This window comes from Azospirillum sp. TSH58, from assembly GCF_003119115.1.
GTDB lineage: Bacteria > Pseudomonadota > Alphaproteobacteria > Azospirillales > Azospirillaceae > Azospirillum.
The window spans coordinates 789,886-808,480 of record NZ_CP022363.1 but is presented as its reverse complement, the minus strand read 5'-3'; the positions used below and the strand labels follow the sequence as shown (position 1 = coordinate 808,480).

General features: G+C 70.8%; 19 protein-coding genes and 1 riboswitch. Of the genes, 7 read left to right on the top strand and 12 right to left on the bottom strand.

Annotated features, from left to right (window positions below; genetic code table 11):
- Positions 1–3: 3 nt before the first annotated feature.
- From TSH58p_RS03375 to TSH58p_RS03360, 4 genes are all read right to left on the bottom strand, one after another.
- Positions 4–300 carry a GNAT family N-acetyltransferase gene (locus TSH58p_RS03375; protein WP_109469081.1) on the bottom strand — a complete coding sequence of 99 codons (297 nt, stop codon included), beginning with the start codon at positions 298–300 and terminating at the stop codon, positions 4–6.
- Positions 297–1,910, bottom strand: a complete 1,614-nt coding sequence (locus tag TSH58p_RS03370) for an alpha-amylase family glycosyl hydrolase (protein WP_109469109.1) — start codon at positions 1,908–1,910, stop codon at positions 297–299. Before TSH58p_RS03370 ends, TSH58p_RS03375 begins: the two co-directional genes overlap by 4 nt.
- A gap of 25 nt (positions 1,911–1,935) precedes the next feature.
- Positions 1,936–2,721, bottom strand: a complete 786-nt coding sequence (locus tag TSH58p_RS03365; RefSeq protein ID WP_109469080.1) for an SDR family NAD(P)-dependent oxidoreductase — start codon at positions 2,719–2,721, stop codon at positions 1,936–1,938.
- An 88-nt stretch (positions 2,722–2,809) separates the two neighbouring features.
- On the bottom strand, positions 2,810–3,766 hold the full coding sequence (locus tag TSH58p_RS03360) for a DMT family transporter (RefSeq protein WP_247874342.1): 957 nt from the start codon (positions 3,764–3,766) through the stop codon (positions 2,810–2,812).
- A gap of 218 nt (positions 3,767–3,984) precedes the next feature.
- Between TSH58p_RS03360 and TSH58p_RS03355 the strand changes: the two genes are divergently transcribed.
- Positions 3,985–4,230, top strand: coding sequence for a hypothetical protein (locus tag TSH58p_RS03355; protein ID WP_247895488.1), 246 nt, complete (start codon positions 3,985–3,987; stop codon positions 4,228–4,230).
- Positions 4,231–4,249: 19 nt separating this feature from the next.
- On the opposite strand, the gene TSH58p_RS03350 is transcribed toward TSH58p_RS03355, so the two are convergent.
- From TSH58p_RS03350 to TSH58p_RS03340, 3 genes are all read right to left on the bottom strand, one after another.
- A complete protein-coding gene (locus TSH58p_RS03350; protein ID WP_109469078.1) occupies positions 4,250–4,546 on the bottom strand; it encodes a DUF1289 domain-containing protein in 297 nt (98 codons plus the stop codon).
- A 114-nt stretch (positions 4,547–4,660) separates the two neighbouring features.
- Positions 4,661–5,005, bottom strand: coding sequence for a hypothetical protein (locus TSH58p_RS03345; RefSeq protein WP_109469077.1), 345 nt, complete (start codon positions 5,003–5,005; stop codon positions 4,661–4,663).
- Between the two features lie 16 nt (positions 5,006–5,021).
- Complete coding sequence (locus TSH58p_RS03340) at positions 5,022–6,710, bottom strand: methyl-accepting chemotaxis protein (protein ID WP_146205911.1); 1,689 nt, start codon at positions 6,708–6,710, stop codon at positions 5,022–5,024.
- A 217-nt stretch (positions 6,711–6,927) separates the two neighbouring features.
- A riboswitch (yybP-ykoY riboswitch) is annotated at positions 6,928–7,048 on the top strand.
- Between the two features lie 84 nt (positions 7,049–7,132).
- Between TSH58p_RS03340 and TSH58p_RS03335 the strand changes: the two genes are divergently transcribed.
- Positions 7,133–7,696, top strand: coding sequence for a manganese efflux pump MntP family protein (locus TSH58p_RS03335; protein ID WP_109071353.1), 564 nt, complete (start codon positions 7,133–7,135; stop codon positions 7,694–7,696).
- A gap of 28 nt (positions 7,697–7,724) precedes the next feature.
- On the opposite strand, the gene TSH58p_RS03330 is transcribed toward TSH58p_RS03335, so the two are convergent.
- Both TSH58p_RS03330 and TSH58p_RS03325 read right to left on the bottom strand, forming a co-directional pair.
- The gene (locus TSH58p_RS03330; protein ID WP_109071352.1) at positions 7,725–8,162 is read right to left on the bottom strand and encodes a hypothetical protein; all 438 of its coding nucleotides are present in this window, start codon (positions 8,160–8,162) and stop codon (positions 7,725–7,727) included.
- Between the two features lie 17 nt (positions 8,163–8,179).
- Entirely contained in the window at positions 8,180–8,533 is a 354-nt protein-coding gene (locus tag TSH58p_RS03325) for a hypothetical protein (protein WP_109071351.1), read from the bottom strand.
- Between the two features lie 279 nt (positions 8,534–8,812).
- Here TSH58p_RS03325 and TSH58p_RS03320 point away from each other — a divergent pair, with 279 nt between their 5' ends.
- Positions 8,813–9,502 (top strand): alpha/beta fold hydrolase, encoded by a 690-nt coding sequence (locus TSH58p_RS03320; protein ID WP_109071350.1) that lies wholly within the window; start codon positions 8,813–8,815, stop codon positions 9,500–9,502.
- Positions 9,503–9,533: 31 nt separating this feature from the next.
- Here the strand turns inward: TSH58p_RS03320 and TSH58p_RS33800 are convergent, their stop codons facing one another.
- Positions 9,534–9,728, bottom strand: coding sequence for a hypothetical protein (locus tag TSH58p_RS33800; protein ID WP_247874171.1), 195 nt, complete (start codon positions 9,726–9,728; stop codon positions 9,534–9,536).
- A gap of 268 nt (positions 9,729–9,996) precedes the next feature.
- Here TSH58p_RS33800 and TSH58p_RS34515 point away from each other — a divergent pair, with 268 nt between their 5' ends.
- Together TSH58p_RS34515 and TSH58p_RS03305 are read left to right on the top strand one after the other, a co-directional pair.
- Positions 9,997–10,818 carry a tellurite resistance TerB family protein gene (locus TSH58p_RS34515; protein ID WP_109071349.1) on the top strand — a complete coding sequence of 274 codons (822 nt, stop codon included), beginning with the start codon at positions 9,997–9,999 and terminating at the stop codon, positions 10,816–10,818.
- A gap of 129 nt (positions 10,819–10,947) precedes the next feature.
- Positions 10,948–11,541 (top strand): O-methyltransferase, encoded by a 594-nt coding sequence (locus TSH58p_RS03305; RefSeq protein WP_109071348.1) that lies wholly within the window; start codon positions 10,948–10,950, stop codon positions 11,539–11,541.
- Positions 11,542–11,553: 12 nt separating this feature from the next.
- On the opposite strand, the gene TSH58p_RS03300 is transcribed toward TSH58p_RS03305, so the two are convergent.
- Positions 11,554–14,964: an acyl-[ACP]--phospholipid O-acyltransferase gene (locus TSH58p_RS03300; protein WP_109071347.1), complete on the bottom strand. Its 3,411-nt coding sequence runs from the start codon at positions 14,962–14,964 to the stop codon at positions 11,554–11,556.
- A 4-nt stretch (positions 14,965–14,968) separates the two neighbouring features.
- Complete coding sequence (locus tag TSH58p_RS03295) at positions 14,969–15,550, bottom strand: TetR/AcrR family transcriptional regulator (RefSeq protein WP_109071361.1); 582 nt, start codon at positions 15,548–15,550, stop codon at positions 14,969–14,971.
- A gap of 175 nt (positions 15,551–15,725) precedes the next feature.
- Here TSH58p_RS03295 and TSH58p_RS03290 point away from each other — a divergent pair, with 175 nt between their 5' ends.
- Both TSH58p_RS03290 and TSH58p_RS03285 read left to right on the top strand, forming a co-directional pair.
- On the top strand, positions 15,726–16,898 hold the full coding sequence (locus TSH58p_RS03290; RefSeq protein ID WP_109071346.1) for a M20 aminoacylase family protein: 1,173 nt from the start codon (positions 15,726–15,728) through the stop codon (positions 16,896–16,898).
- A 371-nt stretch (positions 16,899–17,269) separates the two neighbouring features.
- Entirely contained in the window at positions 17,270–18,595 is a 1,326-nt protein-coding gene (locus TSH58p_RS03285; RefSeq protein WP_109071345.1) for an FAD-binding oxidoreductase, read from the top strand.

Sequence of the window (18,595 nt, the reverse complement as noted above, 5' to 3'; positions counted from 1 at the left end):
GCCTCACGTCGATGGTCCGCCCTCCGCGACGACCAGATCCTGGTACTCCGGGTGGCGCTGGATGTATTTGGCCACGAAGGGGCAGACCGGCACAACCTTCTGCCCGCTGGAACGCGCGTCCTCCAGCGCGCCGCGCGCGAGCGCGGAGCCGATGCCCTGCCCGGCCATGCTCTCCGGAACCTCCGTGTGGGTGAAGACGATGGCCCCGTCGCGCTTCTCGTACTCCACCACCGCGGTGGCGTCGCCCACGGTCAGCTCGTAACGGTTCCTGGCCGCGTTGTTCTTCACGTCACCGCTCATTTCCCACCCTTTCCCTTGTCGTCGAACCCGATCACCACCCCCTCGTCGGGCCGCAGGCGCAGGGCGCCGGACACCGGCTCCCCACCGCGGTCGAGATGGGTGGACAGCCGGATATGGGCAGCGTCGGGCACCGCGTCCACCACCCGCTCCGCCGCCGACAGGTTCAGCAGGACGCGGAAGCGGCCGGTTCCGTGGCGGCGCTCATAGACCAGAACGTCGTCCTCAACCGACACCGTCTCGTAGCGCCCGACCGACAAGGCCGGCTCCGCCCGCCGCAGCGCCAGCAGGGCGCGGTGCAGCGACAGCATGGAGGACGGGTCGGCGGCCTGCGCCGCGACGTTCACCCGGTCGTGGTCGGGGCCGAGCGGCAGCCAGGGCTCGCCCGTCGTGAAGCCGCCGCGCGGGCCGCCGTCCCAGGGGATCGGCGTGCGGACCGGATCGCGGCCCAGCCCCAGGCCGGGGATGTTCTTCTCCCACGGGTCCTGCACGCGGTCGGGCGGGATGGCCACGTCGATCATCCCGATCTCGTCGCCCTGGTAGAGCGTCGGCGTGCCGCGCAGGGTGAGCAGCAGCATGGCCGCCACCCGCGCTTGCCCCCGCCCCAGCCGGCTCGCCACGCGGGAGCGGTCGTGATTGCCGAGCACCCAGTTCGGCCAGCCGCCGGGCGGCAGGGCGGCCTCGTAGGTGCGGATCAGGGCGGCCAGCGCCTTCGCCTCCCACGGGGTCGACAGCAGATGGAAGTTGAAGGGAAGCTGGAAGCCGGTCAGGTCGGCGCCGTAATAGGCCATGAGCTGGTCGATGGGCAGATAGGCCTCGCCGATCAGCAGCCGGTCAGGGCCGTACTCGTCCGCCACGCGGCGCATGGCGGCGATGGCGTCGTGCACCTCCGGCTGGTCCACGGTGTGGAGGCGGATCAGCCGGCGGACCGGCGACATGCCCTCCCGCCAGCCGGGGTTCGGCGGGTTGTCGCGGAACCGCGCGTCCTTGATCAGGTGGTGGATGGCGTCCACCCGGAACCCGTCCACCCCACGGTCGAGCCAGACGCGCAGCGCGTCGAGCATGGCCTCGCGCAGCGCCGGGTTGCGCCAGTTGAGGTCGGGCTGCTCCTTCAGATAGGCATGGTAGTAATATTGGCCGGTCGCCGCGTCCCATTCCCAGGCGCCGCCCCCGAACTCCGACAACCAATTGTTGGGCGGCCCGCCGTCGGGGGCCGGGTCGCGCCAGATGTACCAGTCCCGCTTGGGATCGTCGCGGGACGAGCGGCTGGCCTGGAACCACGGGTGCCGGTCGGAGCTGTGGTTGGGCACGAAATCCAGGATGAGCTTCATACCCCGGCGGTGCAGCTCCGCCAGCAGCCGGTCGAAATTCTCCATCGTCCCGAACAGCGGGTGGATGCCCGTGTAATCCGACACGTCGTAGCCGAAATCGGCCATCGGCGACGGGTAGATCGGCGACACCCACAGCGCGTCCACCCCGAGCGATTCGAGATGGTCGAGCCGGTGCAGGATCCCCGGCAGGTCCCCCACCCCGTCGCCGTTCGAGTCCTGGAAGGAGCGCGGGTAGACCTGATAGATCACCCCGCTCTGCCACCACGCGAAGCCGTCCGCCATGAAGCCGTCCGCCATGAGCGGGCCCTCAGCCGATCAGCAGGGACTCGGCGCCGTCGATCCAGACGGGCGTGCCGGTGATGTGCTTCGAGCGGTCCGACGCCAGGAACAGCGCCAGCTCCGCCACGTCGGCGCTGCTGCCCGGCTTGCCGCGGGTCAACGGGATCTCGCCGTCCGGATACTCGGCGGCCTCCTCGGCCTCCTCGGTGTTGCGCGACTGGGTGTTGTCCTGGATCCTGGTGTCGATCATCCCCGGACAGATGGCGTTGACGCGGATGCGGTGCTTGGCCAGCTCCAGCGCCAGCATCTGGACCATGGCGACCTGCGCCGCCTTGGTGCAGGAGTAGGCGGTGGCCCCAGCGTTGCTGAACACCCGCGTCCCGTTGATCGAGGCGGTCACCAGCACCGACCCGCCGCCCGCCTTCTTCAGATGCGGCACCGCGTGGTGCAGCGTCAGGTAGGTGCCGCGCAGGTTGATGTTGATGGTGCGGTCCCACTCCTCCGGCGTCAGTTCGTCGATGGGCGCCCAGACGCCGTTGATGCCGGCGTTGGCGAAGACGATGTCGAGCCGCCCGTATTCCTGGACCAGCCGCTCCACCGCCCGCTTCATGGCCTCGCTGTCCGCGACGTCGGCGACCAGGGGAATGGCCTTGCCGCCCGCCGCGGTGATCTCCTCCGCTGTCTTGCGGATCTCGTCCTCGGTGCGGCTGAGGACACCGACGCTCGCCCCGGCGCTGGCGAACAGGGTGGCCGAGGCCTTGCCGATGCCCGATCCGGCCCCGGTGATGAGGGCGACTTTTCCGTTCAAATCCATGATGAAGCCGGCTCCGCTGCTTGTGCTGGGACAGCAGAGCCAACCGATGGGGGCCTGGGCGGTTCCCGTGATTCCGGTTCCCGCCTTTCTACGCGCCCGCGGCGGGGGCGCGGCGGTTCACCAGCCAGATGCCGGCGCAGACCAGCAGCATCGCCGCGGCGAGGCTCGCGCTGATCCGTTCGCCCAGCAGCAGGGCGCCGGACAGCACGCCGAACAGCGGCGTCAGGAAGGTGAAGGCCGACAGGCGGGCCGCCGGGTAGCGGGCGACCAGCCAGAACCAGGCGAGGTAGGAGGCGAAGGCCACCACCACGATCTGGAAGGCGAGGCAGGCGAGCGCCAGCGGACCGGGCGCCGTCACCCCCGCCTCGCCCATCAGAAGCGAGGCCAGCGGCATCACCGCGCCGGAGACGGCGAGCTGGTAGAACAGCACCTTGGTCGAGCTGGCGCGGACCAGCCGGCTGCCCTTGATGACCAGGGTGGTGGCCGCCCACAGCACCGCCGCCGCCAGCACCATCAGGTCGCCGACCAGCTCGCGGTTCGTCGGCAGGCGCAGCCCGTCGGCGAAGGCGACCGCCACCCCGACGAAGGCGCAGACCAGCCCGGCGGCCTGGACGCCGCGCATCCGCTCCCCCGGCAGCAGCAGATGCGCGCCGACCGACACCAGGAAGGGTGCGGTGTAGAGGAACAGGATGCTGCGCGACACCGTGGTGTAGGACAGCCCGGCATAGACCAGCAGGAACTCCCCGGCGAACAGCAGCCCGGCCAACAGCCCCAGCCCCAGCGTGCCGTCGCGCTCGAACAGGCGCATGCCGCGCAGCGCCGCCCAGGCCCACAGCAGCGCCAACGCGCCCAGCGAGCGGAACCCGCCCTGGAGCACCGGCGAGAATCCGGTCATGGCGACCTTGATGGCGACCTGCTGCAGGCCCCAGAGCAGGCAGAGCAGAACCAGCGTGGCGGAGGCGGCGCCGTCCAGCTCCGCACGGCGTTCGGTGATGGCGATGGCGGTCATGATGATGGCTGCGGCGGCGCGGCGGTCCGCCGCCATCCCCACCGCACGTCCTCCCCGTTTTCTTCCTTCGACGTGCAGAATGGGACGGCGCCGGGAAGCCGGTCAACGAACGCCTGCGAAGGGCAGACCCGCGCGAGGGCGCGAGGGCTCGAGGGCTCAAGGGCCCGACCGCACTTTTGTGCAATGCGGTATGCAGGCATGCCCATAATGCGCAGCTCACCGCCGTCCCGTGGTTCATATTGAAGGGGCAATCGATGGCGCCGCCGCTGCGGCGCCGCTGCCTTTCACGAGAAATCAAAACCGGAAAAGGAACGGACGTGATCCACAAGATCATGGACAAGATCGACCGCGTCATCGCCCAGAAGCGCGAGAGCGGCGAGCTTGATGCTTGGCTTTCCAACGGCATGGCCCGCCGTTACTGCCAGGAACTGACGGTATCACAGAAGCACTATTATCCCGCCCTGCTGCTGTACGTGGAACGGCACGCCGGGATCGGTTGAGACGGCGAGCGGCGGCGGGTCACTCCGCCGCCTTGACGACCGGCCCGTCCAGTTCCGACCGGCGGGCGCGCAGGGTGGCGAGCTTCGCCTCCAGCTTGCGGATCTTCTTATCGAGCTTCCTCGCGCGCTTGCCGTCCTTCTTGGAGACGGTGCCGCCGCGCGCGGCGATGCGGGCGTTGATCGCCGCCTTCGTCTCGTCCGGCAGGCGTTTCCAGTGCCTCACCTCCGCGCGGGTGCGGAAGCAGCCCATGCAGCGGTCCGCCGCGTCGTAGCGGCAGAGCTTCGTGCAGGGATTGCGGGTGTCGTGCGTGCTCATAGCGCCATAGGATGGGTGCGGCAGGGCCGAAGGAAAAGCCCTGGCCGCCCCGTCCTGCGGGTGATTCTCAAAAAAGCGGGACTCGGACAATCAGGGCGCCACGCGCTCGGACAATCAGGGCGTCACGCGCCCGGACAGGCAGGAGGCCCGCGCCCGCTCGTCCACCGCCGCCGCCGCGGCGCCAGCCGCACCCTCCCCGCCATAGAGAGCGGCGGGAAGCGGCCGGCCGGTGGCCTCGCCTTCCTTGCGGTGCCAGGACAGGATGCAGGAGCAGACCCGCACCGCCGCCTCGGTGGAACCGGTGTTTTGCGCGGCGAAGGGGCTGGCCTCGCAGGCCGCCAGGAAATCCCGGTTCGCGTCGGCCCGCCCGCCGTCCGGCGGGTCGCCGCTGAAGACCAGCAGCGCCGCCAGCGACGCGAAGAAGAACACGAACAGCAGCGAACGCGGGTTGCGGAACACGGGTCCTGTCCTCCCTTCAGGCCGAACGGATCTGCCGCAGGAACGCCCCGGCCTGCTCGCGCAGGGCCAGCGCCTGCCGGCCGAGGTCGGCGGCGGCGGACCGCACCTCCGACGCCATGGTGCCGGTCTCGTGCGCGGAATCCGACACGTCGCGGACGCTGTGGGTCACCTCCGACGTGCGGTCGGCGGCGCGCTGGACGCTGCGGGCGATCGCGCCGGTGGTGGCGTTCTGGCGCTCGGCGGACCCGGCGATGCGGCCGACCAGATCGTTGACCGCGACCACCGTGCGTCCGATGCCGCCGATGGCCGTCACCGCGCTGCCGGTCACCGCCTGGATCTCCGCAACCTGCTGGGCGATCTCGTCGGTCGCCTTGGCCGTCTGGTTGGCGAGGCCCTTCACCTCGTTGGCGACGACGGCGAAGCCCTTGCCGGCCTCCCCCGCCCGCGCCGCCTCGATGGTCGCGTTGAGCGCCAGCAGGTTGGTCTGGGCGGCGATGCTCTGGATCAACGTCACCACCTCCCCGATCTTGCCGGCGGCGGCGGCGAGCCCTTCGACCGTGTGGTTGGTGCGCTCCACCTCATCCACAGCGTTGCGGACCATGCGGGAGGACTCGTCGATCTGGCGGGACACCTCGACGATGGAGGCCGTCAGTTCCTCGGTGGCGCCGGCCACCGTCCGCACGTCGTCGCTGGCCTCGCCCGCCGCACCGCTGACCGCGGCGGCCTGCCCGCTGCTGCTCTCGGCGATGCCATGGAGGCGCTGGGCGTTGGATTCGAGCTGGGCCGTGGTGGCGCTCAGCGTCTCGACGACGCTCAGCATCGTCCCTTCGAAGTTGCGGGCGACCGAGTCCAGCGCGTCGCGGCGCTCCCGCTCGGCGCGGGCGCGCTCCTCCGCCTGGGCGGCGTCGAGCCGGGCCACCCGCTGCGCGTTCTCCTTGAAGACGCTCAGCGCCTGGGCCATGCCGCCGATCTCGTCCTTGCGGCCCAGCGCCGGAACCTCGACCGACAGGTTCCCCGTCGCCAGCTGCTCCATGGCGCCGCGCATGGCGGTCAGCGGACGGAAGATGCGCCGCGACAGCAGCAGGCTGCCGCCGGCTACCAGGAGAGTCACCACGGCGCCCAGCCCGCCGATCATCGTCTGGGTGTCGCGGATCGGGGCGAAGAACTCCGCCCTCGGCACGCCGACATAGAGCACGCCGACCACCTTGCCGGAGCGGTCCTTGATCGGGTCGTAGGCGGTGTAGAAGGGAACGCCCAGGATGTCGGCCTGCCCGCGGTACGGCTCGCCCCGGCCCAGCACGGCGTCATATACCGGCCCCTTGGCCAGCTTGGTGCCGACGGCGCGCCCGCCGTCCGGCTTCTGGACGTTGGTGGTGACCCGTGTGTCGCCCATGAACAAGGTGGCGGTGCCGCCGACCAGCGCCTTCACCCGGTCCACCGGTTCGAAGAAATCGTTCAACGCGCGGTCGCCGGCGTAAAGCGTGCCGTCGCGGACGCTGATGTCGCGCCCATACTGGTTCAGCACGTCCCAGGCAACCCGCATGTTGGTTTCCTGCCGCTCGACCGCCATGCGCTCCGCGTAGCGGCTCAACAACGTTTCGTTGACAGCGAAGGTGGCGCCCGTCAACACTACCAACCCGCCGACACACAGCGACACTGTCTTGCCCGAAAGCGACAGCGAGCCGACCCCCGTCAGAAACCCCATGGCGAACCCCCGCGCCGAATGATGCCCATTGAATCCGAGCGTTTCGTACCCCAACGAACCGCAGCGGCATAAAAGCGTCAGGGCTCTTAACAAATCGTTCCGCACTGCACCATGCTCCGCCCACGGCGGGGCGCGGCCATGCCTTTTTAGAGTGATTCAAATATATATGAACAGCTGTTCATATAGATTGACACCCAGACTCTCCGGCGTTAGGGTCCGCCTCGTCATTGGGGAGTAGCCACCCTCCAGCGAGAGGGGCGTGCGCCAACAGACTCGGGACCATCCTGCCTCAGGCGGTCCCGTGGCGCACGCGGCAGCCGGACAGCGTCCGGCCGGTTCGGCAAGACCGATGGTGCGGACGCTCCCGAAGGCCAACCGGGCGTAGCCGTGCTGTCGCGTCCGTTTGGCCGGAGCCTGTTGCCATGTTCGGTGCCACCTCCCTCGTCCTCGCCGTCAGCCTTTCCATGGACAGCTTCGCCGCGGCGCTTGGTCGCGGCGCCGTTCAGAAGCGTCCCGGCCTGTCCGAGGCCTTGCGGGTCGGCTTCGCCTTCGGCGCCTGCCAGCTTTCGATGGCCTCGATCGGCTGGGCGGTGGGCTCGGCCTTCGCCGGCTTCGTCCAGGCCATCGACCACTGGATCGCCTTCGGCCTGCTGCTGCTGATCGGCGGTTCGATGATCCGCAACGCGCTTGCCGGGGAAGACGACGACGAGGCGGCGGCCACGCGCTCGGGCTGGCTGGCCCTGCTGACCGTGGCGGTGGCGACCAGCATCGACGCCAGCGCGGTGGGGGTCGGCCTCGCCATGGCCGATGTGAACATCGCGGTGACCGCCAGCCTGATCGGCGTCGTCACCTTCCTGATGGGCTTCGGCGGCGTCCTGGTGGGCCGGGCCGCCGGCCCGCTGCTGGGCCGCCGGGCCGAACTGATCGGCGGTCTCGGCCTGCTCGCCATCGGCACCAAGATCCTGATCGAGCACACCCTGCTGTAAAACGCCGACCTTTCAGGCCGCGATGGCTTCAGGCGGCGACGGCGTGGATGGTGTGGCCGGCGGCGGCAGCGGCCACCGTCTGGGCGACCAAGCCCGGACGCTCCTGAACCCGGTCGCAGACGCCGCTGAAGTCGATGGACAGCGTCCGCTCTCCGCGATCGCGCAGGTCGCCGCAACGCCGCCCGGCATGCTCCAGCGTCGCCACCGCGGCCCGGACGACCCCGGCCGCGATCTTCAGCCGGCTGGCCCGCGGAGCCTCGGCGATGCGCGGCTCGTTCTGCGCCAGCCAGTGGGACAGCCCCTGCGCGGCCTGCGCGAACTCCCGCTCCAGCGCCGCCGGGTCGCACAGAACGGCGCCGTCGGGCAGATGCAGCCGGCCGTTGGCCGAGGGGAGGGACAGCGCCGCCGCGATGATCGCGGAGGCCAGTTCCTGCCCGGAGAAGGGCGTCGTCATGCAGTCGTTCATCGGTTCGCTCTCCAGGGTCAGGGCACGGACAGTTGCGCGCGGGCCATGCCGCCATGCAGCGTGTCGAAGCAGACCACGCATTCCGGCGAATCGGCGATGTAGGCCAGGACGTCCGCGTAGGGACCGTCGATGTGGATGAGTTCCGCCCCGCGATCCTCGGCCGCGCCCCGGCTGTGGGTGATCGTCAGCATGTCCATGCGCGGGCCGCGCCCGCCGGTGGTCGCCGCCAGCACCGCGGCCCGCTGCCGATGATCGGGATGCCGGTGATCGGGGCGCAGGGTGACCACGACGCCGGCGGGAGCGGCATCGTCGGCGCCGCGGACGGCGTTCGGGCGGCTTCCGGGACGGACGGCGGAAAGGGTCTTGACCATGGCTCACCTCAAGGGCTCGGGCTGGCGATACGGGCGGACTGGCTTGGCGGAAGGGGCGGACAATCGCCCCGCCTCACTGTTGGTATACCGTATCCCAGAACAATCTTAGCCTCAAGGCCGATTTTGCGAAATTTTCATCCCGCTCCGCAGCAAGCCCCCCTTTGACCCCAGAGTCCGGGCGGCTTTTCCGCAGGGAGGAAAAGCGGAGGCTCCGCGCTGGACAGGCGGGCGCGGGCGTGCTGAGAGGATAGGGTCGGTCACTGTCACGGGAATCGGTCCATGGACCCGGTCGCCACTTCCGTCATCCTCGTCCACGGCGCCTTCGCGGACGGCTCCGCCTGGAGCCGCGTGATCCCCCTGCTCCAGGCCCAGGGGCTGGAGGCGATCGCCGTGCAGAATCCGCTGACCTCGCTGGACGAGGACGTCGCCCACGTCCAGCGCGCCATCGACCGCGCCAGGGGACCGGTGGTGCTGGTCGGCCATTCCTGGGGCGGGGCGGTGATCACCCAGATCGGGAACCAGGACAAGGTGAGGGCGCTGGTCTATGTGGCGGCCTTCGCGCCGGGGATCGGCCAATCGCCGAACGACACGCTGAAGCCCTTCCCGCCCTCGCCCGGCCTGTCCAGCGTGTCGATGGACCGCGCGGGCTATCTGCATTTGTCGGCGGAGAGCCTGTCGGCGAACTTCGCCCAGGATGTGCCGGCGGCGGAGGCGGCGCTGCTGGCCGCGACGCAGGGGCCGGTCCACGCCGGCTGCTTCCGCACGCGGGTGACCGCCGCGGCGTGGGAGCACAAGCCGTCCTGGTACATCGTCGCCAGCGAGGACCGGATGCTTCCCCCGGCCTTCCTGCGGGCGACCGCCGAGCGCATCGGCGCGCGGACGGTGGAGGTCGGGGCCAGCCACATCCCGCACGCCTCCCGGCCCGACGCGGTGGCAGCGGTCATCATCGAGGCGGCGGGCGCCCGCTGACGGGCCCCCCACCCCTCATCCCATCACGGCATCATCCGGCGGCGCAGCAACAGACCGGCTCCGGATCGGACTCGTCGTCGTTCGCGGCGACGCAGCCGTGCGCCGTGCCGAGCAGCCGGTGGAGATAGTCGTTCCACAGCGACCCGCAGGCCGGGGCCGGCGACGGAGAAGGCGGTATCGGCGATAGGTCCAGCGGAGGCGGTTCCGCGTGCCGGTCGAAAATCATGGGCGTCTCCTCCAAAATGCCACCCGCCGACCGGCGGGCGTCGGCGCTTGCTGCGCTCTGATGCGCGCCACGATAGCGGAAGTCAGTGCCCTGCACAGCCTGTTCGAAAGCCACTCCACCTCCGGCATAGAGGTCGTCATAGGAGATGGATCGGCTGGTCAGGCCCATCATCGGCACCGATAGCTATGCCGTGACGCCGAGCCCTCCCGCCTGTTGATGGGGCGCGAAGCTGCATCGACACGGACACCGATTAGGAGAGAGGCGCGCCATGGCGAATCTTCAGAACATCCTCGGCACCCTTCTGGCGACCGGCATGGGAGGGCACAGCCGCAGGAGCCCGCAGGATCTGGGGTCGATCCTGAACCGGTCAGGGATGGGCTCGGGACCGGCGATGCACGCCCGCAGCGGCATGGGCGTCGGCCCCATGGCCGGGCTGGGCGCGCTGGCCTACCTCGCTTACCGCGCCTATCAGGAGCGGCAGCAGAACATGCCACCGTCGGGGCAGCCTTCCTCCGGGCAGGCGCCGGCCCCCTCCGGGCAGCCGGGGACCAGCCCGTGGGGGGCGCCGCCGTCCGGTTCGGGCAACACGCCGGGGGGCATTCTGGGCGGCATCCTCGGCGGGGCCGGCGCTTCCGGCGGCGGGTCGCTGGGCGAGCGGCTGTCCCAGGTCTTCCAGCAGCGCACCGCTCCCCCGCCCGACGACGCCCCGTCGGCGGCCGGCGAGGGTGCCTTTCCCGAACTCGCCATGGAGGACCAGCACGCCCTGCTGCTGATCCGCGCCATGATCGCCGCCGCCAACGCCGACGGCGAGATTTCGGCGGCCGAGCGCCAGCGCGTCATGTCCGCTTTGGACGAGGCCGGCGGCGGGCCGGAGGAGCGGCGGATCGTGGAGCAGGAGTTGGCTCAGCCGCAATCGCTCGACTCGCTGGTCCGCTCTGTCACCGATCCGGACATGGCGGAGCAGGTCTATCTGGCCTCGCTGATGGCGGTGGACCGCGACCATGAGGCGGAACGGGCCTATCTCGCCTACCTCGCCACCCGCCTGAAGATCGCCCCGCAACGGGCCGAGCAGCTCAACCAGGCGGCGTGACGTTTCCCATCGCGAAGCCCTCTCCCGCCACATGGCGGGAGAGGGCTTTCTTTTGACCGCACTCTCTTGACCCTACGGCCACAATCGGCGCAGGGTCTTGGCCGTATCTCCGCCACCGGGACCCACGCCATGCTGCTGAATGACGCCGTCGACCGCGTGCTCCGCGATCTTGAGAGCTATGGGCGCGACAACGACGCGCGCGAGGGCGACCGCGCCCGCAAGATGCTGAATCTGGAGCGCGAGACGGCGGAGCTTCTGCACATCCTGGTGCGCAGCGGGCGCCGCCGCCGGGTGCTGGAGATCGGCACCTCCAACGGCGTCAGCACCCTGTGGCTCGCCGCGGCGCTGCAGGCCGTCGGCGCCACGGAGCCCCTGACCAGCATCGAGCGCGACCCTGGCAAGAGCGCCCAGGCCGCCACCAACCTGGAGCGCGCCGGGCTGGCCAGCCGCGTCACCCTGCTGGTCGGCGACGCTACGGAGACGGTGGCGGGGCTGGACGGTCCCTTCGACTGCGTGTTCTTCGACGCCGACCGCTGGAGCGCCCCGGAGCAGCTTCGCCTCCTGCTGCCGAAGCTGGAGCCGGATTGCCTGCTGCTCGCCGACAACGCCCTGTCCCACCCGCAGGAAATCGCCGGCTACATCGCGGCGGTGGAGGCCCTGCCCGGCTTCGGCACGACCATCTTCCCGGTGGGCAAGGGGCTGCACGTCGCCTGCCGCCCCTGACCTCACCTTTCGTCAGGCCGTCTCGCTCGCCAGCATTTCCGCGGCCAGCCGGCTGACGGCCGGGTAATCGGTCTTGCCGGTGCCGAGCAGGGGGATCGTCTCCACCCGCAGCACGTCGCGGGGAATGGCGATCTCCGGCGCGCCCTTGGCCTTGGCCGCCGCCGCCAGCGCGTCGCGCGTCAGGCCGGTTCCGGCGGTGACCAGCACGATCCGCTCGCCGCGCCGGGCGTCCGGCAGGGCGATGGCGGCGTGGGCGGCCTCCGGTTCGGCCTGGAGGGCCAATTCCTCGACCAGCCCCAGCGGGACCATCTCGCCGGCCACCTTGGCGAAGCGCTTGACGCGCCCGACGATGCGGATGAAGCCGTCGGCGTCGATGTCCACGATGTCGCCGGTGTCATGCCAGCCGTCCTCCGGCGGCTCGACCACGCCGGGGTTGTCGGTGCGCATGTAGCCCTTCATCACGTTCGGGCCGCGCACCCGCAGCCGTCCGCCCACCGGCACGCCGGGGACCGGCAGCAGTTCCGTCTCGATGCCGGGCAGGGCCTGCCCGACCGTGCCGGGGCGGAAGCGGGCCGGCGTGTTGACCGCGATCACCGGCGACGTCTCGGTGGTGCCGTAGCCCTCCAGCAGATGCACGCGCAGCCGTTCCGTGTAGGTGCGGCGCGTCTCCTCCTGCAACCGCTCCGCCCCCGCGAAGACCAGCCGCAGCGACCGGAAGTCGTAGGGGTCCGCCGCCCGCGCCCAGGCGTTCAGGAAGAAATCCGTGCCGAACAGCACCGTGGCGTTGGTCTGGTAGACCAGTTCCGGAATCAGCCGGACGTGGCGCGGGTTGGGGTAAAGCACCGTCTTCACCCCGTTCAGGATCGGCAGCAGCATCCCGCCGAGCAGCCCGAAGGAATGGAAGACCGGCAGGCAGTTGAACACCACGTCCTGCCGCGTGAAATCGACGACGGAGGCCACCTGCGCCATGTTGGCGAGCAGGTTGTCGTGGGTCAGCGCCACGCCCTTGGGCGGGCCCTCCGACCCCGAGGTGAAGAGGATCGCCGCCACGTCGTCCGGCTGGCCCTGCTCCGGCAGGAAGCGCTCCGGTGCCACCGACGCGGCCAGGGCGCGCAGCTTGTCGCCGATGCCCAGCCCGCGCTTCACGTCCTCCAGATAGACGATGCTGTGTTCGGCGGCCAGCGCCTCGACCAGCGGGCCGAGCCGCCCCATCTCCACGAAGCGGGCCGACGTGACGATGCGGCGCAGCCCGGCGGCGCGGCAGGCCGCCTTCACGGCGTCCGCCCCGGCGGTGAAGTTCAGCATCGCCGCCGGCCGTCCATAGGCCGCCAGCCCGAAGAACACCGCCGCGGTCGGCGAGGCGGTCGGCAGCAGCACCCCCACCGCCTCCCCCGGCTCGGTGCCGCGCGCCAGGATGCGGCCCAGCACCAGGGAGCGCGCGGTCAGGGCGCGGTAGGACAGCGTGGTGAAATCGCCGTCCTGCACCGCCGCCTTGTTCCAGCCGGTCCTGCGCCCGGCCTCCAGCAGGGCGAGCGCCAGCGTGTCGGGCCGCTGCCCGGCGGCGAAGACGGTCTCCGTCATGACGCGCGACAGCCAGGATTTCAGCGCCGCCCGCCGCTTCTTGCCGGCCAGCCCGGTCACGTCGGGGGTGGCGACCGGCGGCATGACCGTGATGGTGATCCGCGGGAACAGGCCCAGCCGCAGCCGCCCGTGCATCCGCGACAGGAAGGAGCGCTGCGCCCCCTCGATGCAGACCGGCACGATGGGGCAGCCCGCCTTGTCGGCCAGCATGCCGGGGCCGCCGTTGATCTTCATCAGCGAGCCGGTGACGGTGATCCGCCCCTCCGGGAAGATGCAGATCTTGTGGCCCTCGGCCAGGGTGCGGGCGAGCAGGCGCGTGCCCATCGGCTTGGTCGGGTCGATGGTCACATGGTCGGCCAGCGCCAGGAAGGGCTTGGCCCAGGCCTGCTGCGCGATGAAGCTGTCCACCGCGAAGCGCATGCCCGGCAGGAAGGCGGCGAGCAGCGCGCCGTCGAGGAAGGACTGGTGGTTCGGCGTGACGACCGCCGCCCCCTCCAGCCGCTCCAGATGCTCGGCTCCGCGCAGCTCGACCCGGAAGGCCAGCCGGAAGAAGGCGCGGGCCAGCGCCCGCCCGATCCCCACCGCGTCGATGGCGAGCGCCAGCACCACCGCGGCCAGCATGCTCGCCCCGCCCCAGGCGGCGACGGTCAGCGGCGTGACGCCCAGCGCCAGCATCGCGGCGGCGATGCCCGATCCGACCACCATGAACAGCGCGTTGACCACGTTGGCCGCCGCGATCACCCGCGCGCGGGCCGAGGTCGCGGCCCGGTGCTGGATCAGCGCGTAGAGCGGCACGGCGAAGGCGCCGCCCGCCGCGGCGATCAGGAACAGGTCGGCCAGCAGCGGCATCGCCCAGGGCTGGGCCAGCAGCGCCAGCGCCGACAGCGGCTCCGCCGAGGGCGCGTCGGGCGTCAGGAAGGGCAGCGCGGCCCCGGCCACCGCCGCGACGAGGCCCGCCAGGGCGGCGCGGCGCGCGTCGGCGCGCGAGGGCACCCGGTGCCCCAGCCCGGCGTAGACGGAGCCGACCGCCACGCCCACGGCGAAGACCGCCAGCAGCAGGGTCGCCCCCTCGCTGTCGGTGCCCAGCGTTTCCCGCGCGATGGCCGGGAACTGCGCCATGACGACCGCGCCGACGCCCCAGAAGACGGAGATGCCGTAGATCGCCAGCATCGACACACGGTCCTGCGCGGTGGCGCGCAGAACGCGCAGGGTGACCGACACCGGGTTCAGCCCGACGCGCACCGACGGGTCGGCGTTGCCCGCCCGCGGGATCAGCAGCGACGCCGCCAGCCCACCCAGCGCCGTCGCCCCCAGCAGCCCCGGAAGCGCCAGCGGGTGGGCCAGGGCGAGCGAGCCGCCGGCGATGGTGCCCAGCAGGATCGCCACGAAGGTCCCGGCCTCCACCAGACCGTTGCCGGCGGTCAGTTCCTCCGGCTTCAGCAGGTCGGGGAGCAGGCCGTATTTGACCGGTCCGAAGACGGTGGAATGGGCGCCCATGCCGACCAGCGCGACGATCAGCACGCCGAGGTCGGCGCGCATGATGCCCCAGGCGGCGATCGCCATCAGGCCGATCTCCGCCACCTTCACCGCGCGGGCGATCAGCGTGCGGTCGAAGCGGTCGGCCAATTGCCCGGCGGTCGCCGAGAACAGCAGGAAGGGCACGGTGAAGGCCGCCGCGGCGAGCGTCGAGATCAGCGCGCCGTCGCCCGCCGTCCCCGCCATGCCGTAGACGGCCAACACCGCGATGGCGCCGCGCAGCACATTGTCGCCGAAGGCGCCCAGGAACTGCGTCACGAACAGCGGCAGGAAGCGCCGCGTCGCGAGAAGGCCGAGTTCGCTCATGGGGTCAGGCTCCCTTTCCGGTGGACAGGCCGCGCAGCAGCGCGTCGGCGACCGTCACGGCCAGCGTGCCGAGCGGGGCCGTCTGCCGTCCGTAAACGTGCGACTGGATGTTCAGGACGATGGCCCCGATGACGGTGTGGGCCAGCGCCTCGCGGTCGGCGTCGACGATGCTTCCCTCGGCGATGCCCTCGCCGACGATGGCGCACACCACGTCCACCGGAGTCTCCAGCCCGTCTGGAACCAAAGGCAGTGCGTCGTGCTGCGACAGCAGGAGGAAGCGCGCGCGGTCCGGCGCCGCCTCGGCCAGCCCGAAGGCCCAGGCGATGACGCGGCGCAGCCGCCCCGGCGCCGGACCGGTCCCCGCCGCCTCGCGCAGGTCGTGCGACAGGGCGGTGTATTCGGCGGCGAACAGGGCGGCGGCAAGATCCTCCTTGCTGGCCCAATGGCGGTACATCGCCCCCTCCGATACCCCGGCGGCGCGGGCGATGTCCTTGATGGTGGTCGCCTTCACCCCCTTCTGGGCGAACAGCGCGATGGCGGCGTCCCGGACCTTGTTGCGGGCATCGTTGCGGACATCTTTGGACATGGCGTTCCCGTTGGCGGCGGACATCATGAGTGAATGTTCACTCACATCCTGCACGGAACGGCGCGGTCCTGCAAGGGTGATGTGACGGCACCGCATCGTCGTGCGCTTTGCACCGCGGGTGCTTTTTTGGGCAAGATCGTTCGCACACACTCATGAAACACAGGGAATCAGGGACATGGTGAGGACGATCGACGGGACGGAGGCGCTGACGGCCGACATGACCGCGTGGCGGCGCGACCTGCACGCCCACCCGGAAACGGCCTTCGAGGAGGAGCGGACCAGCGATTTCGTGGCGGAGAAGCTGGCCTCCTTCGGGCTGGAGGTCCACCGCGGCCTCGCCAAGACCGGCGTGGTCGGCGTGCTGCGCAACGGCGAGGGGCCGGCGGTCGCCTTCCGCGCCGACATGGACGCCCTGCACATCCACGAGCAGACCAACCTGCCCCACGCCTCCCGCAATCCAGGGCGGATGCACGCCTGCGGGCATGACGGGCACACGGCGATGCTGCTGGGCGCCGCGCGCCACCTGTCGGCGCATCCGAACTTCCAGGGCACCATCGCCTTCGTCTTCCAGCCCGCGGAGGAGAACGAGGGCGGCGGGCGCGTGATGGTCGAGGACGGGCTGTTCGAGAAATTCCCCGTCGATCAGGTCTACGGCATGCACAACTGGCCGGGCCTGGAGGTCGGCAAGATCGCGTTGCGCCCCGGCCCGATCATGGCCGCCTACGACATCTTCGAACTGACCCTGACCGGCAAGGGCACCCACGCCGCCATGCCCCACCTGGGCACCGACACGATCCTGGCCGGCACCCAGATCGTCAACGCCTGGCAGACCATCGCCAGCCGCAGCGTTCATCCCGTCGATTCCGCCGTGGTCAGCGTCACGCAGTTCCACGCGGGCGATACGTGGAATGTCCTTCCCGCCACCGCCGTCCTGCGTGGAACCACCCGCACCTTCCGCAAGGAGGTGCAGGACATGGTGGAGCGGCGCATGGGCGAACTGGCCAAGGCCATCGCCGGCGGCTTCGGGGTCGAGGCGGAGATGCGCTACGAGCGCCGCTACCCCTCCACGGTGAACGAGGCCGGGGCGACCGAGCTGGCCCGCCGCGCCGCGGCCGGAGTCGTCGGCGAATCGGGACTGGACCTGGACCCGATGCCCAGCATGGGTGCGGAGGATTTCGCCTTCATGCTGCAGCAGCGGCCAGGCTGCTACGTCTGGGTCGGCGCCGGCCCGTCGGACGGCGGGCGGAACCTGCACAGCCCGCATTACGACTTCAACGACGCGGTCCTGCCGATCGGCCTCAGCTATTGGGTGCGTCTGGCCGAAACGGTGCTGCCACGCGCGGCGTGACGGCGGGCGAGATCCCCTCTCCCCTCCGGGGAGAGGGTTAGGGTGAGGGGGTTGCGCTTGTGCCGAACGCTCCGACACGCGCATCCCCCTCACCGGCTCTCAGCGGATGCCATAGGCATCCGCCTGCCGCCGTCAGCGCTGGCTTTCAGCCAGCGCGAGAGGCCCTACAGGCCATCCTCTCCCCAGAGGGGAGAGGGTTACAAATGCTCAAGGCGAACACTGCGGTCCAGCTTGTACAAACCACTCCTATCTCCCCATGGTTTGTGTATGAAACAGGAAAATTACCGCGTCCGCGCTATGGTAATTGCCCGGGTATGCAATTTGTCCCATGATCGGGCCGATTTCACCCGACAGACGTGGGACAAGGCACGGTGAAGGCGATAGAGAAGAAGACCGGTGTTCCTGGAACCGGCGGCATCTGGCAGCGGCCCGACTCCCTGTGGGAGGCCACGGCCCCGCCGCCGCCGGCCCTTCCGGTGCTCAAGGATGCGGTGGAGACCGACCTGCTGGTGATCGGCGGCGGCTTCACCGGCCTGTCGGCGGCCCTGCACGCCGCCGAATCGGGCAAGCGTGCCGTCGTCCTGGAGGCGTCGGAGATCGGGCGCGGCGCGTCCGGGCGCAACAACGGGCAGGTCATCCCGACCCTGACCCGCCCCGACCCCGAGGATCTGGTCGCCCGCTTCGGGCCGGAGCGGGGCGAACGCTTCGTCGCGCTGATCCGCGACAGCGCCGAGACCCTGTTCGCCCTGATCCGCCGCCTGGGCATCGACTGCGCGGCCGAGCAGACCGGCTGGGTACAGCCGGTCCATTCGCCGGGCCGCATCGCCATCGCCGAACGGCGGGCCAAGCAGTGGGGCAGCCGCGGCGCCCCGGTGGAGCTTCTCGACCGCGCCGGCATTTCGGACCTGCTGGGCACCGATGCCTATTACGGCGGCTGGATGAACCGCAGCGGCGGCCACATCAACCCGCTGGCGCTGGCCCGAGGGCTGGCCGGCAAGGCCGTCGAGGCCGGCGCGTCGGTCTTCATCAACTCCCCGGTCCTGTCGGTGGAGCGGCGCGGCGACCGCTGGATCGCCCGCACGCCGGACGGCACGGTGACCGCCCATGCCCTGGTGCTGGGCACCAACGGCTACGCCGCCGCGGTCTTCCCCGAAATCCGGACGGAGGTCGTGCCGGTCCTGTCCTGGCAGATGGCCACCCAGCCGCTGGACGAGGCGCAGCGGCGCAGCATCCTGCCGGGCCGTCAGGCGATGTCGGACACCCACGGCGACCTGCGCTTCATGCGCTACACCGCCGACCACCGGCTGGTCAGCGGCGGCGCGTTGCTGTTCCCCATCGACGGGGCGGACCGGTTGCGGCGCATCGTCGGCCTGCGGCTGGCCTCCATGTTCCCGACGTTGCGCGGCCTGCGGTTCGACCATGTGTGGAACGGCCGGATCGCCATGACCACCGACTACACCCCGCGGGTCCACCAGCTCGGCCCCAACGCCTTCACCTGGGCCGGCTGCAACGGGCGCGGCGTCGCCCTGTCCGTCTCGCTGGGGCGGGAGCTGGCCTACGCCGCGCTGGGCCGCGATCCCGCGGAGCTGGCCCTGCCGCTGACCGAGCCGCGCCCCCTGCCCTTCAACGACCTGCTGCAACGCATCGGTCCGTTCAAACTCCTGCAATACCGCTGGAACGACATCCGGGAAATCTGA

Excerpts from the sequence above, each read along its gene's own strand:
- TSH58p_RS03375 (WP_109469081.1), bottom strand. The coding sequence starts at position 300 with ATGAGCGGTGACGTGAAGAACAACGCGGCCAGGAACCGTTACGAGCTG.
- TSH58p_RS03370 (WP_109469109.1), bottom strand. The coding sequence starts at position 1,910 with ATGGCGGACGGCTTCGCGTGGTGGCAGAGCGGGGTGATCTATCAGGTC.
- TSH58p_RS03365 (WP_109469080.1), bottom strand. The coding sequence starts at position 2,721 with ATGGATTTGAACGGAAAAGTCGCCCTCATCACCGGGGCCGGATCGGGC.
- TSH58p_RS03360 (WP_247874342.1), bottom strand. The coding sequence starts at position 3,766 with ATGGCGGCGGACCGCCGCGCCGCCGCAGCCATCATCATGACCGCCATC.
- TSH58p_RS03355 (WP_247895488.1), top strand. The coding sequence starts at position 3,985 with ATGGCGCCGCCGCTGCGGCGCCGCTGCCTTTCACGAGAAATCAAAACC.
- TSH58p_RS03350 (WP_109469078.1), bottom strand. The coding sequence starts at position 4,546 with ATGAGCACGCACGACACCCGCAATCCCTGCACGAAGCTCTGCCGCTAC.
- TSH58p_RS03340 (WP_146205911.1), bottom strand. The coding sequence starts at position 6,710 with ATGGGGTTTCTGACGGGGGTCGGCTCGCTGTCGCTTTCGGGCAAGACA.
- TSH58p_RS03335 (WP_109071353.1), top strand. The coding sequence starts at position 7,133 with ATGTTCGGTGCCACCTCCCTCGTCCTCGCCGTCAGCCTTTCCATGGAC.
- TSH58p_RS03330 (WP_109071352.1), bottom strand. The coding sequence starts at position 8,162 with ATGAACGACTGCATGACGACGCCCTTCTCCGGGCAGGAACTGGCCTCC.
- TSH58p_RS03325 (WP_109071351.1), bottom strand. The coding sequence starts at position 8,533 with ATGGTCAAGACCCTTTCCGCCGTCCGTCCCGGAAGCCGCCCGAACGCC.
- TSH58p_RS03320 (WP_109071350.1), top strand. The coding sequence starts at position 8,813 with ATGGACCCGGTCGCCACTTCCGTCATCCTCGTCCACGGCGCCTTCGCG.
- TSH58p_RS33800 (WP_247874171.1), bottom strand. The coding sequence starts at position 9,728 with ATGATTTTCGACCGGCACGCGGAACCGCCTCCGCTGGACCTATCGCCG.
- TSH58p_RS34515 (WP_109071349.1), top strand. The coding sequence starts at position 9,997 with ATGGCGAATCTTCAGAACATCCTCGGCACCCTTCTGGCGACCGGCATG.
- TSH58p_RS03305 (WP_109071348.1), top strand. The coding sequence starts at position 10,948 with ATGCTGCTGAATGACGCCGTCGACCGCGTGCTCCGCGATCTTGAGAGC.
- TSH58p_RS03300 (WP_109071347.1), bottom strand. The coding sequence starts at position 14,964 with ATGAGCGAACTCGGCCTTCTCGCGACGCGGCGCTTCCTGCCGCTGTTC.
- TSH58p_RS03295 (WP_109071361.1), bottom strand. The coding sequence starts at position 15,550 with ATGTCCAAAGATGTCCGCAACGATGCCCGCAACAAGGTCCGGGACGCC.
- TSH58p_RS03290 (WP_109071346.1), top strand. The coding sequence starts at position 15,726 with ATGGTGAGGACGATCGACGGGACGGAGGCGCTGACGGCCGACATGACC.